The sequence below is a fragment of the Actinomyces ruminis genome (assembly GCF_002154335.2).
Lineage (GTDB): Bacteria > Actinomycetota > Actinomycetes > Actinomycetales > Actinomycetaceae > Actinomyces > Actinomyces ruminis.
On the sequence record NZ_MTPX02000010.1, the window covers coordinates 17,171 to 31,205 of the forward strand.

Below are 14,035 nucleotides of genomic sequence, written 5' to 3' on the forward strand. Positions count from 1 at the left end.
AGTGGTTCTCCTCTGAGATGCCGACGAGGTGAGCTGTCGGGTTCGGACTGGAGACGCCCGGCCCGCATCTTGCGGGCTTCACCCCAAGGCTCCAGACGATGCCGGAGCCGTTTTTGGTTCCCCCGTTCCTGCCTTGGTATGTGGGATTTGGCTGCCAGGACCGAGCGGCAGGATTGGGCCTCGTTCCCAGCGCCGCGAGCAACTCGTGCCCGCAACGGTGAACACGTTACCCGAAGACCCCGTCCCTCGTCACGGCGGGATCACACACACCGCCGTGAAACACCGCACACGCTAGTTGCGGTGCACAGGCTTGCCGCCGCAAGCACATACCGTGCAGGCACAAACTCGCCCCGCTTCCCGGGGGCGGGTGCGGGGCGAGTGCGGTCAGCTGACGCGCAGGTAGGTCACACCGGAGTAGACGGCCCGGTAAGCCACGCCCTTTGAGGGTGTGGCATCCACCATCATGCCGTTGCCTGCGTACAGGCCGACGTGGCCGGACCACCACAGGATGTCTCCGGGCTGGGCCTCGTCAGCAGAAATCGGCGTACCGATCGCACGGATCTGACCGGACTGGTGCGGAATGCTGATGCCGTACTGGGCGTAGATGTAGGACACGAGGCCGGAGCAGTCGAAGGAGGACGGGCCAGACGCACCCCAGACGTAGGGAGTGCCGATGTACTGCATGGCCAGCGCGACCATGCCCTCACCGGAAGAGGTCGTGGAGGCCACCTGGGTGGCTTCGACCGACGTCTCCTCGGCGTCGGCGGCCTCCTCGGCCTCGACGGTCTCCTCGACCTCGGGCTCTTCGACCACCGGGGCGGTGGCTGTGACGGTAGCGGCCTCGACGACGTCTTCGCTCCAGCTCGTCTCCGAGCCGGTCGAAATAGCGGCGTTGGTGGTGACGACCTCGCGTGCGTCGGTGGCCAGTGCGGCCACCCCAGCCTGGCTGAGTGCGCCGGCTGAATCGGCAGCATCGGCGTCATCGCTGGCCGCGTTGGCGCCGGAGGCAATCATGGTGAGGGCCAGGCCGGAGGATGCGGCGACGGCAAGCCCGCGGCGCGCAACCGGGGCGGCGTCCGTCAGGGGCGTCAGCGGACGCGCGGCCTTGCGGTGGCGGGCCTTGACGTTTGTAGACAATGAATTCTCCTGCAGAGCCGACGAGGTTAGCTGTCGGGTTCGGGCGGGAGACGCCCGGCCCGCGCGATGCGGGCTTCACCCCAAGGCCGCACATGCCGGAGCGTCGCGGCCGGAGAAATGGTTCCCCCGGGCCTGCCGGAAAAAAGTCGTTGGCGGAGGCGACTCGCGCCGGCAGGCTTAGGCTCCGCGGGCGCCTCCGCAGCCGGGGGGTGCCAGCTGCGGCCTCTAAGTTAATGAAGATCCCCCGGCCATGGGTAGTCTTCCCCGCCGTCGTACGCTGTGGAATCTCCCACGGCGGGGTCGCGCGGGCAACACTCGCGGCCCACCGCACCGCTGCGGGCGGCCGGCCGTACCGGCTCAGCGCTTGAGGAAGAGGTGCCTGGTCAGGGCACTGGGCAGGAGGGCGGAGGCGTCGTTGTCCTGACGGGTGATCCGGATGCCACCGACCGTGGTGGTCAGTCGGACCGACGTGCCCGCCCCAATGGCGGCATCCTCGAGTTGAGCGATCACCACATCGTCGGCTTGGACTGGCTCTCCCACGCGAGAAACGACGGCGTCGGAACGCCCGTCGCGGACCAGGCGTTCGGCACTGATCTCGTCATTTGCAGGGGCAGGGCGGGCGGGAGCGCGGTCGGGAACCGGGTTGCCGAAGGGGTCGGAGGTGACTTCACCCAGAATTGCAGCCAGCCGATCCTCAACCTGCTCGCTCATCACATGCTCCCACCGGCAGGCCTCGTCGTGAACGAGTCGGCGGTCCAGGCCGATCACGTCCAGAAGCAGTCTTTCAGCAAGCCGGTGCTTGCGAATAACTTCGGTGGCCCGGCGTCGCCCCTCGTCCGTGAGCTGGAGAGAGCGGTCATCGGCAACCCAGATCAGGCCGCTGCGCTCCATGCGGGCGACCGTCTGCGACACGGTCGGTCCGGAGTGGCCCAGGCGCTCAACAATGCGTGCGCGCAGCGGCAACACGCCATCTTCCTCAAGCTCGTACACGGACTTCAGGTACATCTCGGTAGTGTCGATTAGCTCGCTCATCTGGTGCCTCCTGCGATGACCGCTGACCGATGCAGCGCACCTGGCCGCAGCCGGGGCGCGGGGTGTGCGCGCGTGCGCAAACAGGATATCGGTCCCCGACTCCCACGCCGATGCCGAGCCCGACCACCGAACCCGCGCGCTACTGCGCAGCGCTGGAAGCGCCCGACGCGTCCGGGTCCCCAGCCCCCTGCACGCCGTCGGCAGGGGCGCCGTCGGCGGCGCGTTCGCGCGGGCCAATGGTGGACAGGAATGGACGGGTGGAGGAGTAGGCGAAGTCGATGTGCCAGTGCCGCCTCGCCCAGATGCCGGCGACGACGGCGGCCAGCACCGCGGCAATCCCGCCGGCCAGGATGGCAATCCGCGGCCCCCACTGGTCCGAGACCCAACCCATGATCGGCGCACCGATCGGTGTGGTGCCCAGGAAGAACATCATGTAGATGCTCATGACGCGCCCGCGCATGGCCGGCTCGGTGTTCAACTGGACGGTCTGGTTGGCGCTGGTGAGCACTGTGAGCACGCACAGGCCCACCGGGATCGTCGAGACGGCGAACAACTGGTAGTTGGGCGTCAGCGCCATCAGGATCGTGAACACGCCCAGGAAGAAGGAGGCGACCACCAGGGTGCGTACGCGCGGGGACTTGCGCCGCGCCGCCCACAGGGCACCGGCCAGGGAACCGACCGCGAATATCGAGGACACGGTGCCGTAGGCATCGGACTCCATGTCGAAGGCGGAACGCACCATGGCCGCCATGGTCACCTGGAAGTTGAGAGTGAACATCGAGACGACGGAAATGACCGCGATGATCACGATGATGTCCGTGCGGTGACGGATGTAGGCCAGGCCCTCACGCAGCTGCCCCTTGGCGCGGCTCGCACGCGGGACGTCGTACAACTCCGCCACACGCATGGTCGCCAGTGCCAGCGCCGGGAACAGGAAGGTCAGGGCGTTGACGAGGAAGACCCAGCCGGGGCCGATCCAGGCAATGACCAGGCCGGATGCCGCGGGCCCGAGGAGCCGGGCGGCGTTGAAGGAGGCGGAGTTCAACCCGACCGCATTGGCCAGATTCTCGGCTGGGACCATGCGCGCCACGAAGATCTGGCGGGCCGGGGAGTCATAGGCCGCCGCGAGTCCCGTGGCGAAGGCGGCCAGGTACACATGCCACAGCGCCGCATGCCCGGCAAGCACGTCGACGGCCAAGGCGAGCGAGACCACCCCCATGGCGGACTGGGTGACGATGAGGAACTTGCGCTGGTCCACCCGGTCCGCGATCAGTCCGGCGTGCGCGCTGAACAGCATGGCGGGCAGGAACTGGAGCGCCGTCGTGATGCCGGTGGCGGAGGCGGAGTCGTTGGTAAGGATGCGCAGCACCAGCCAGTCCTGGGCGACGCGCTGCATCCAGGTGCCGGTGTTGGCGACGAGCGCAGCGAAGAACCAGATCCGATAGTTGTGGAACTTGAGTGACTCGAAGGTGCTGCTCACGGTGGGGAGATAGCTCCAGTTTCGCGATGTGACGACGGGCGCACCGCTGAGATGCGCGCTTTTTTGGGATCGGTTAATTGTACGTCTGTACAGCTGCCACAGACAGGGGGCGACGACGTGACCGTAGCCGCGTCGTCGCCCCTCCGGGTGACAGCTTGCGAAGCGTGCCGCCGTCAGCCCACGCCGATGATCGCTTTAATGGGCTCGAGCGTGAAGTAGACGACGAACAGCACCGAGGCCACCCACATCAGCGGGTGGATGTCCTTGACCTTGCCGCGAGCGAGCTGGACGACCAGGTAGGAGACGAAGCCCGCCCCGATGCCGTTGGTGATGGAGTAGGAGAACGGCATCATGATGATGGTGATGAAGGCGGGCAGGGCGATCTCCGGCGTCTTCCAGTCGATGTCCGTCACCTGGGTCATCATCAGGAAGCCGACGACCACCAGCGCCGGGGTCGCGGCCTCGTAGGGCACCATGGAGACGACCGGGGCGATGAACATGCTGGCCAGGAACAACAGTCCGGTGACGATGGAGGCGAGGCCCGTGCGGGCCCCCTCCCCGACGCCGGCGGCCGACTCGATGTAGGAGGTGTTGGAGGAGACGCCGCCGGCGCCGCCGGCGATTGCGCCCAGGGAGTCGACGACGAGGATCTCACGGGTACGCGGCGGGTTGCCGTTCTCATCCAGCAGATCGCCCTCGGCGCCAATGGCGACCATGGTGCCCATGGTGTCGAAGAAGTCGGCGAGCATGAGGGAGAAGACCAGCAGCACCACGGAGACGACGCCGACCTTCTCCACGCTGCCCAGGAGACTGAACTGGCCCAGGGTCGCCAGGCTCGGCAGTTCGATGGGGGCGCCCTCCAGGGCGGGGATGGACAGGGACCAGCCGGTGGGGTTGGTCTCCGCGTCGAAGGCGCCCAGGTGGGCGAAGCCCTCGATGACGGCGGCCAGGACGGTGGAGGCGACGATGCCGATGAGGATGGAGCCGCGCACCTTGCGCACGTGCAGCACCAGGATGAGGAACAGGCCGAACAGGAATACCAACACCGGCCAGCCCTGCAGGGAGCCCCCCAGACCGAGCTCCAGCGGCGTGCCGCCGGCGCGCACGACCTTGGCGTCCACCAGGCCGATCAGGGCGATGAACAGGCCGATGCCCACCGAGATGGCGGTCTTGATGTCCGGCGGCACCGCTTTGAACACGGCCTCCCGGAAGCCGGTGAGCACCAGCACCAGGATGATGATGCCCTCGATCACCACCAGGCCCATGGCGTCGGCATAGGTCATGCCGTTCATGCCGACCAGGGTGTAGGCGATCATGGCGTTAATGCCCAGGCCGGCGGCCAGGGCCATGGGGTAATTGGCCACTAGGCCCATGAGGATCGTGACGACACCGGCGACGAAGGCGGTGCCGGCGGCGATCTGCTCGGAGGTGCCCAGGGGTGCGATCCCCTCGTGGGGTGTGGACAACACCAACGGGTTGAGGACGAGGATGTAGCCATCGTGAAGAACGTGACGATTCCGCCGCGTACCTCACGCGCCACCGTCGAGCCGCGCTCGGTTATGTGGAAGAAGCGGTCGAGCGCGCCGCGGGAGTCCGCCGACCCGGCCGCTACGGACGTGGTGGGAGATGGGGTATGTGTGGTCACGTGGCGTGATTGTCCCAGACGCGGCCGCAACCACGAAACACCGGCCACCCCTTGGGACGCGAGTGGCGACCGCGCCCGGCGGGCCCCGCCCGCAGGCGCGGAGATTCAAGAGCGCGTCGGCAGCGAGGCCTCCAGGGCGGCAAGGGCGTCAGCAGCGGCGGGTGGCTGCGCGGCGTCATCGTGGTGGGCGTGCTCGAGGGCCAGGTCGGCGACGGCGTCACGAGCGGAGGCGGCGCGTCGCGAGGCCACGGTGGCCTCCGACTCCTGCTCCGCCGCCTCCGGCGACTGGGCCGAGGACTGGTCGGGCCCTGCGTCCGCCGTGGCGTCCGGGGTGGCGGCAGGCTTGCGGGACCGGCGCAAGGCCTTCCGGGTGGACTTAGCGGAGGCGGTCGTCTCCGGGGCCTCGGCTTCGCCGGCGGTCCGGTCCTGCTGCACAGTCTCCTGGGCAATGAGCTCGTCGCGGCTGTGCCCACCGCGCAGGTCCGTGCCATTGGTGGCCAGCGGCTCCATGGCCGCCTCGTCCAGGCGCGACGGCGCCACCGGCCACTCCGGCCCCTGATCCGGCAGGTCGGTTTCGGAGTGAGCGCCGCAGCCGTGGTCGAGGGAGACCACGCGTCCGTCGTCGGCGGCCCACTCGTTGGCGCATACGCCGAAGGTATTGCGCAGGCGCCCGCTCATGGGTACCAAGAAGCCACAGGTGGAGCAGGTGGCGTGGGCCTTGCGTACGCCGTCGGCATCGGGGCCGTGGTCACCGTCGTACCAGCGCTGGGCGGCACGGCGGTAGCCTCGGCGGACAGCACCCGGGCACGGCCCAGGTCGAGCTCATCCAGGGCCACGGTGTCCCCGTCCTCGCCGGTCGCCTCCCAACCGGGCTCGAGGCGCTCGTCGGTCTCGCGCCGGGGCAGCCGGTCGGAGCGGGAGGCGTCTCCGGGCTGCAGCCGGTCCGCCCACGGCACCCAAGCGGGGGCGAGCAGGGCGTCCTCACCGGGCAGCAGCTCGAGTTCGCAGATGGTGGCGGTGCGTCCACGGGGCGGACGGGTCATGGTCACGGCCCAGCGCCAACCGCGGTAGCCGGCCAGGTTGCATTCGAACAGGTGGGTGATCAGCCGCTTGTCCAGCTGCCGAGAGGCGGCGTACAGGCCGACGCTGACCGGCTCGGTGATCTCGCCCAGGGCGGCCCGGGCGGCCTCGATGGCGCCTTCGGAGGTCAGCACCCGGTCCTTGGCGGCCGTGGCCTGCTCAGCCGGAGTGGGCAGGGCGCCGGGGCGGTCGTCCGCGGGCTGCGCCGGCTTGCTCGACGTGTTCTTCGACGTTTGAGTCGCTGCGTCAGTCACGGCTCAAGTGTAAGCGGCCGGTCCAGTCGTCGCCCTCTCGGCGAACCCGCCCGTGCCGGCGGTGCGTCGGGGCGCGGTTCCTTCAGCGCACTTCAGCCGACACGATCCGGTGCACAGCGACTGTCAGTTCCGTCTCCCGGCCAAGGTCGGCCAGGCGCACCCGGCCGGGTTCGACGGCGAGCACCCGCACGGTGCGTTCCTGCACGGTCCCGTCGGGTCCGGCCAGGCGCAACCGTACCCGCGCTCGCGAGGCCTGTGCCTGACGCAGCAGCGCCAGCGCGTGCACTGGTCGGTGGCCGCCATCGGGTCGGCGCCCGCGGCGCGGCGGGTCTCCTCCCCCGCGCGCAGGCGGCCGACCAGGGTGGCCAGCTCGCGGCGTCCGGGACGGCGGCGGCGGACCTCGTGCTCATTTCCCGGGCGGGCCGGTGTCGGGGCTGGGGCGCACCGCCCCGACCCGGGACGCTCGGAGATCAGCAGCCGGCCCTGCTCGTTCTCCAGCACCGGCGCCAGGCCGGTGGCACGCAGCTCGCGCAGCACCACTCCGGCGGGCGCGGTGGACAGGATGACGCCGGGCGCGACCTGATCCAGCCCCAGGCCTTTGAGCGCGGTGTCGGCGACGATTCCGGCGGCTACGGCCGGGTCCGCCACGCGCAGCACGCTGGCTACCTCGCGTACACGCACCGCCCCGTGGCGGCGGGCGGCGTCGTCGATGAGGACCGTAAGCGTGCTGGGCAGGGGGGAGGGGCTGAAGCGGGACAGGGCCTGGGTCAGTTCAGCGGCGGACCAGCCGCCGTCCAGGGCACGGCGCACGGACTGGGGGGTGAAGCGGACGGTGAGCGCCCCGCCGCGGGACTCGACCTCGCTGCTGCGTTCGAGGGCGGCGCCGAGCTCGGGAGTGGGACGGCCCGGGACGATTGCGGTCAGGTCCGACTGCACCAGCAGGATGTCAACCGGCTCGGGCAGGTCGGCGGCCAGCGCCCGCTCTAGCGCGGTCAGCACCGTCTCTTGGCGACTGTCGGCGACGTCGGCATCAGCGGCGGGGGCGGAGGCTTCGGGGCCACCGGTATGCGGACGCAGGCACGCGGCCAGGGCCCGTCCCGCACGGCTCAGGGCGCCGCCGCCGGTGAGACCGAGCAACTGCGCCTCGGCGAGCACCGCCGCCACCGCCCCCTCGGGCAGGGGCCGACGCGGCCGCGCGAAGGTGAGGGCGGCGTGCACCCAGTCGGCATCAACGGAGGTGCCGGCGGGCAGGGAGTCGAGCAGGGCCAGGATGCGGCGGCGCAGTCGACCCGCCCAGGCGCCTCGACGTCGGCGCCCAGAACGGGTCGCAGAGCGCCGTCGTCGGCGCGGGTTCCGACCAGCCAGGGGGTGCGGGCCGAGTCGGCCCAGGCGGCCGCGAGCATGGCCCATTGCTCGGGCAGTTCGGCGTCCAGCCAGGCGGGGACCGTGTCCGCCGGCACCCAGGCGGCACCGGACTCGTCCAGGCCGAGAAGTTCGGCGCCGGCGGCGAACTCGATGACGCTGGCGGCCGCGCCGCGCTCCAGCCCGAGGGCGGCGGCGGTTCGGTCCAGCGCCCGCACGCCCACACCACCGGTGCGCAGGATCTGACCGCCCTCGCGTCCCCAATCGGTTAGCAGTTCGCGGGTGAGGCGAACGACCTCCTCGGCATGGTTGACCGCCTCGGAGGCGATGGTGCCCGCGGGCAGTACTTCCAGGGCGTCGGTGGCCGGAGGCGCGAGCGGCTGACGGTTCAGGCGGCCGCCGCGCAGGGCCAGGCCGACCTCACGCGGCAGGATGAAACGGGTGCGTCCGGCGGCGTCCACGGTGTGTTCGAGCCAGCCGCGCTCCACCAGCGCGGCCGTGCCGGCGGAGCGGCGGCCGGGGCTGAGGGTGCCGACCGGAGGGCCCCAGGTCAGTGCCCTGAGCACGGCGAGACCCGGGAGCGGGTCGGCGGCCTGTTCCAGGGCGGACAGCGGGGGCGGGAGCTCTTCGGCGGCAGGCGGGTCGGCCGCGGCGGGGCCGAGTCCGAAGGGGTGCGGGCCGAAGGTATCGACCAGCCGGGTACGGGGCCGGCTTCTATGACCAATGCCAGGCAGGTCAGCACGCCCAGGCGGCCAGCGACGTCGTCGGTGCTCAGTCCCAGAGCGGGCGCCACGGTAGCGGGGTCGGTGGACCGCAGGGCAACGGTTGCCTCGGCGACGGCGACGGTGACGGCATCCAGATCACGCAGGGCGGCGTCCACACTGGTGCGGCCACCGGCGCGCACGGCCAGGGCGGTGAATGAGGAGGAGGGCGGAGCGGCCAGGTCGGGGCGCGCGAGTAGGAGCGCGGCAACGTCGTGATCGGGCAGCGCCGTCAGGTGCGCGGCCAATTGTTCGACCGTGGCCCCGGCCGAGGGTGCGGGGGCCCGACCAACGTCTGGATGCTGCGTGCTCATCCGGATAAATCTACTGCGGGCGGCGCTCCGCTGCCGGTGAAGGCGTCTTCTGGGTCACGGCGGGCAACGCTCCCGGGCTGCGATACTCCCGCTCATGTCAGATTCCGGCTACTCCCCCGCCCTGCCCGACGGCCCCTGATCGTCCAGAGTGACAAGACGGTGCTGCTGGAGGTCGCCCACCCCGACGCCGGCGACGCCCGCCGCGCCATCGCCCCCTTCGCCGAGCTCGAACGCGCCCCGGAGCACATTCACACTTACCGGATCACCCCACTGGCCCTGTGGAACGCGCGGGCCGCAGGCCTGGACGCCGAGACCGTCATCCACGTGCTCATCACCTACTCGCGCTTCCCCGTGCCGCATGCGCTGCTGACCGAGATCGCCGAGACCATGGGGCGCTACGGACGGCTGCAGCTGGTGACCGACCCGGCACACGGGCTGGTGCTGCACGCCACCGACGCCCCGGTGCTGGCGGAGGTCATGCGTTCCAAGCGCACCAAGGGACTGCTGGGGGCGCGCCTGGGGGACGCGGACGTGGTGGTGCACCCCTCCGAGCGCGGGCACCTGAAGCAGGTACTGATCAAGCTGGGGTGGCCCGCGGAGGACCTGGCCGGCTACGTCGACGGCGAGGCGCACCCGATCACGCTACGGGACTCGGCGGCAGACGTGGCCGCAGGGGTACCGGATGCCTTCACGCTGCGCCCCTACCAGAGTGAGGCGGTGGACGCCTTCTGGGCGGGCGGCTCCGGCGTCGTCGTCCTACCATGTGGGGCCGGCAAGACCCTGGTGGGGGCGGCGGCGATGGCCCGCTCGGCCACCACCACTCTGATCCTGGTGACCAACGCGGTGTCCGCCCGCCAGTGGAAGCAGGAATTGATGCGCTTCACCTCCCTGACCGAGGACGAGATCGGCGAGTACTCCGGTGCACGCAAGGAGATCCGCCCGGTCACGATCGCCACCTACCAGGTGCTGACCACCAAGCGGAAGGGCGTCTACCCGCACCTGGATCTGCTGGACGCCCGCGACTGGGGGTTGATCGTCTATGACGAGGTGCATCTGCTGCCGGCCCCGATCTTCCGCATGACCGCGGACCTGCAGGCGCGTCGGCGGCTGGGGCTGACGGCGACGCTGGTGCGTGAGGACGGCCGGGAGGACGAGGTGTTCTCGCTGATCGGCCCCAAGCGCTACGACGCCCCTTGGAAGGACCTGGAGCACCAGGGTTGGATCGCCCCGGCCGTGTGCACGGAAGTGCGGCTGACCCTGGACGCCGGGGAGCGGATGGCCTACGCCACCGCCGAGGCCGACGAGCGCTACCGCCTGGCCGCCTCCACCCCCGCGAAGCTGCGGATCGTGGACTCCCTACTGGCCCGCCACCCCGGGGAGTCGGCGCTGGTGATCGGCCAGTACGTGGACCAGTTGGAGGAGTTGGCCGAGCACCTGGGGGCGCCGCTGATCACCGGGGCGACCACGGTGCGCGAGCGCCAGCGCCTGTATGAGGCCTTCCGCTCCGGCGAGGTCAGCACGCTGGTGGTGTCCAAGGTCGCCAACTTCTCCATCGATCTGCCCGGCGCCTCGGTGGCCGTGCAGGTGTCCGGCTCCTTCGGGTCGCGGCAGGAGGAGGCGCAGCGGCTGGGGCGGATCGTGCGGCCCAAGGCCGACGGGCGGCAGGCGCACTTCTACACGGTCATTGCCCGCGACACGGTGGACCAGGAGTTCGCCGCGCACCGCCAGCGCTTCCTGGCCGAGCAGGGCTACGCCTACGAGGTGATCGACGCCGAGGACCTGGAGGGGCTGCAGGCCTCCAGGTAGCAGCCACCGACGCGCTGGGCACGGCGGGCGCGGGCCTGCCGCGCCAGCACCCGGGCGAGCGCCCGCCCGAATGCCTGGACCACCGGTTCGGCCCGCTCCGCATCGGCGCGCACGCGCCGCCCGGCGGCCAGTGCCTCGACAGGAAGATCGGCGTCGGTGAGGTCCTTCAGCTCCCCCATGTCGGCTACCGCTCCCAGCTTCCACGCGGTCACGCGTGACTCCACCCGGGCCATCCGGGCGGGGCGTGGACTCCGGATGGTGCTGCAGCGCCAGCAGGCGGCCGACGCGCCAGGCCTGCACCGGCGCGCCCGCGGAGGAGGCCAGCAGCGTGGCAGTCTCGGGCAGGCTGACGACGCCGTCGTCGTGGGAGACGAGCACCGGCAGCCGCGTGCCGTCGTGGGTGGAGATGCCGGCGCGCACGGCGGCCCGCACCGCCTCGTCGACGATCTCGGAGAAGAGGGGGTCGGTGGCGGCGGCGTCGGTCAGCTCCAGGTCCACCACGCCGCGCTCGGTGCCATGAGGGGAAGGTGTGGCGGTAGTTCCGCCGACGGCCTCGGCAGCAATTTGCGCGCCAGGCAGATGGCCACGGTCGGCACACCCGCGTCGACGACGTCGCGCAGCAGTCCCCGCAGCGGAGTGATCCAGGGGTGGTCGGCTTCGGCGTGGGCGCTCATGGGCCCGCCGAGCACCACCAAGCCGTCGCCGAGCTCATCGAGGGTCGGCAGCGGATCGCCGGCCTCGGGGCGCACCATACGCAGGGTGAGCCCCTCGGCAGCCAGCCATTCGCGCAGGCGGCCCAGGGGCGCCTGCGGCTCGGGCTCGATCACCGTGACGATCGGGGCGGTGGATGTGCGTGCGGCGGGGAGAGCTGCGGCGTCGGCAGGGACGGTGGCGTCGGTCATGGGGACAATTGAAGCCGCGAGCATGGTCAGTGCAAGTCCGACGCCGCAGCTGTGAGCCGTAAGACGTACGGTCTGACTCCCCCGCGACTGGTGGAAGTTACAGGCCGAGGCCGGTGGGCTGGGCGCGCCGGGGGCGAAACCGCTTGCCGTGGCCCTCTTCACCAGGAACGATGGCCCTGATGCGATCAATTGTCCGCCCGTCCATGCTCTCGTCCGCGTTCATCGGCACCGCCCGGCGCTCCGGACCCGTCGCGCGCGCCGCTCGACTTGTGGCCTGCGGCCTGCTGCTGAGCGGCGCTGCCACGGCGCCTGTCTGGGCGCCGCCTGCGCAGGCCGCCACGGAGACCGCGATTGGGTTCCCGACCGAGGTGTCGACGCGTATCGCCGACCACGTCACCGATGACGCAGGCATTCTTGACGACGACGCCGCGCAGCAGGCCGTGGACAAACTCGCCGAGGACGGCGTCGGCCTGTGGATCGTCACCATGAGCGATGATTCCCAGACCGCCGAGCAGTACGCCGCCAAGGCCTGGGCGGACTCCGGCCTGGGCACCGCCGACCTGCTGCTGGTGATCAACCTGCCCGCGGACGGCGTCAACAGCTTCGCCTTCGGCGGCTCCGCACAGAACTCGGTGTGGTCCGACTCCAAGCTCGACTCCGTGCGCAGCGACATCAAGCAGGCGCTGTCGGACGGGGACTACGACGGCGCCGTGGCCGTCATCGCCGACGCCGCCGGCTCCGGCTCGGGAGGCTCGGCGACGGCGCTGGGCCTGGGCCTGGCCGCCGTCGGAGCGGGCACAATCGGCGCCGTCGCCTACAACCGCAACCGCAAGCGGAAGAACGGCACCGGCAAGACCGTCCAGCCGGCCGAGTCCCTGGAGCAGCTGCGCACCCGCGCCGGCGCCACCCTGGTCAGCACCGACGACGCCGTACGCTCCGCCGCCGAGGAGCTGTCCTATGCGCAGGCTCAGTTCGGCCTGTCCGCCACCGACGCCTTCACCACCGCGCTGAACACCGCCCAGGAGCACGTCGCCCAGGCCTTCGAGCTGCGCGGGCGCCTGGACGACGTCACCGACGAGGCGGAGCAGCGCCAGCTGTGCCAGGAGATCCTGTCCCATTGCACCGAGGCCACCGCCGCCATCCAGGCGCAGGAGGCGGCCTTCAAGGAGCGGCGCGGCATCGAGGAGAACCTGCCCCGTTCCATCACCGAGACCGCCCAACGCGCCGATGAGGCGGAACAGGCCATCACTGCGGCGGACACGCTGCTGGTCACGCTGCACGCCTCCTACCCGGCGAGCGCGCTTAGCTCCATCTCCGAGGCCCCAACGCGGGCCCGCAAGCTGGTCGAGGCCGGCCGGGTAGCGCTGGAGCAGGCGCGGGCCAGTGTGGATGCCGGCAATCAGTCCACCGCCGTTGAGCAGGTGCGCATCGCGCAGGCCTCGATCGCCCAGGCGGGTGAACTGGCCGAGCAGGTGCGCGGCGTACGTGAGCGCCTGGAGCGGGCCAACACCGACCTGGACGCCGCCATCGCCTCCATCTCCGCCGACCTGGTCGACGCCCAGCGCTTGGCCGGACAGGTGCCCGGCGCGTCGCTGCAGCCGCTCGTGGCCGACGCCGAGGCTGCCGTGGCCGAGGCACGAGCCGCGGGCGGCACCGACGGCGACCCGCTGGCTGCCTTGGACCATCTGGCGCGGGCCGAGGCGGCACTCGACGCCGCCCTGGCACCGGCGCGCGCACAGGAGGAGAACGACTCGCGGGCCCGCGCTTCCCTGATCTCGCGCCTGGATCGGCTCAACTCGCAAATCACGGCGGTGACCTCCTACATCACCAGCTACCGCGGCGCTGTCGGCTCCTCCGCGCGCACCGCCCTGGCCGAGGCCTCCCGCCACGCCGCCGCGGCCACCTCCCTGCAGACCAGTGACCCGACGGCGGCGCTGACGGAGGTGGCCTCCGGAGAGTCGCTGGTCGCGCAGGCGCAGGCCCTGGCGGAGGCCGACGTGCGTGGCTCCGGCTCCTGGGGATCCGGCTCCGGCGGCTCATCCAACCAGGGCGGGATTGATCTGGGCTCGCTGGTTCTCGGCGGCATCCTGCTGGGCGGCGGCCGCAACTACGGCGGCTGGGGTGGAGGTCCACGCCCGCCACGCCCACCACGCGGTGGCGGATTCGGCGGCCCGCGGGGAGGCTCCTTCGGCGGCGGCCGTGGAGGCGGCTTTGGCGGCGGAGGCGGCTCTTTCGGCGGGGGCCGTGGGGGCGGCTTCGGCG

General features: G+C 71.2%; 10 protein-coding genes, 2 pseudogenes and 2 riboswitches. Of the genes and pseudogenes, 2 read left to right on the plus strand and 10 right to left on the minus strand.

Annotation, left to right across the window (positions count from 1 at the left end; genetic code table 11):
• Positions 1-3 precede the first annotated feature (3 nt).
• Positions 4-163, minus strand: a riboswitch (cyclic di-AMP (ydaO/yuaA leader).
• A 221-nt stretch (positions 164-384) separates the two neighbouring features.
• The 8 genes and pseudogenes from BW737_RS01595 to BW737_RS01630 form a co-directional block, all read right to left on the minus strand.
• Positions 385-1,137: a C40 family peptidase gene (locus tag BW737_RS01595; RefSeq protein WP_086615776.1), complete on the minus strand. Its 753-nt coding sequence runs from the start codon at positions 1,135-1,137 to the stop codon at positions 385-387.
• Positions 1,138-1,302: riboswitch (cyclic di-AMP (ydaO/yuaA leader) on the minus strand. It abuts the gene before it with no gap.
• Between the two features lie 192 nt (positions 1,303-1,494).
• On the minus strand, positions 1,495-2,169 hold the full coding sequence (locus BW737_RS01600) for a metal-dependent transcriptional regulator (protein ID WP_086615775.1): 675 nt from the start codon (positions 2,167-2,169) through the stop codon (positions 1,495-1,497).
• A 139-nt stretch (positions 2,170-2,308) separates the two neighbouring features.
• Positions 2,309-3,649, minus strand: a complete 1,341-nt coding sequence (locus BW737_RS01605; RefSeq protein WP_086615774.1) for an MFS transporter — start codon at positions 3,647-3,649, stop codon at positions 2,309-2,311.
• Between the two features lie 173 nt (positions 3,650-3,822).
• Positions 3,823-5,294: pseudogene (locus tag BW737_RS01610) on the minus strand (NCS2 family permease).
• Between the two features lie 105 nt (positions 5,295-5,399).
• Positions 5,400-6,628 (minus strand): annotated as a pseudogene (locus tag BW737_RS19735) (DUF3027 domain-containing protein).
• 123 nt (positions 6,629-6,751) lie between these two features.
• Positions 6,752-7,846, minus strand: a complete 1,095-nt coding sequence (locus tag BW737_RS01620; protein ID WP_257210345.1) for a helicase-associated domain-containing protein — start codon at positions 7,844-7,846, stop codon at positions 6,752-6,754.
• On the minus strand, positions 7,735-8,556 hold the full coding sequence (locus BW737_RS17310; protein WP_257210346.1) for a hypothetical protein: 822 nt from the start codon (positions 8,554-8,556) through the stop codon (positions 7,735-7,737). Before BW737_RS17310 ends, BW737_RS01620 begins: the two co-directional genes overlap by 112 nt.
• Positions 8,541-9,065 carry a hypothetical protein gene (locus tag BW737_RS01630; RefSeq protein ID WP_086615772.1) on the minus strand — a complete coding sequence of 175 codons (525 nt, stop codon included), beginning with the start codon at positions 9,063-9,065 and terminating at the stop codon, positions 8,541-8,543. Before BW737_RS01630 ends, BW737_RS17310 begins: the two co-directional genes overlap by 16 nt.
• A 159-nt stretch (positions 9,066-9,224) precedes the next feature.
• On the opposite strand from BW737_RS01630, the gene BW737_RS01635 reads away from it, so the two are divergent.
• Entirely contained in the window at positions 9,225-10,871 is a 1,647-nt protein-coding gene (locus BW737_RS01635; RefSeq protein WP_257210347.1) for a DNA repair helicase XPB, read from the plus strand.
• Here the strand turns inward: BW737_RS01635 and BW737_RS15870 are convergent.
• A complete protein-coding gene (locus tag BW737_RS15870) occupies positions 10,820-11,083 on the minus strand; it encodes a hypothetical protein (protein ID WP_180271987.1) in 264 nt (87 codons plus the stop codon). The genes BW737_RS01635 and BW737_RS15870 overlap by 52 nt on opposite strands.
• Before the next feature lie 270 nt (positions 11,084-11,353).
• A complete protein-coding gene (locus tag BW737_RS15875) occupies positions 11,354-11,773 on the minus strand; it encodes a type 1 glutamine amidotransferase family protein (RefSeq protein ID WP_180271988.1) in 420 nt (139 codons plus the stop codon).
• 179 nt (positions 11,774-11,952) lie between these two features.
• On the opposite strand from BW737_RS15875, the gene BW737_RS01645 reads away from it, so the two are divergent.
• Positions 11,953-14,035: TPM domain-containing protein (locus BW737_RS01645; RefSeq protein WP_257210348.1), on the plus strand; the 2,083-nt coding region annotated here is incomplete at its 3' end.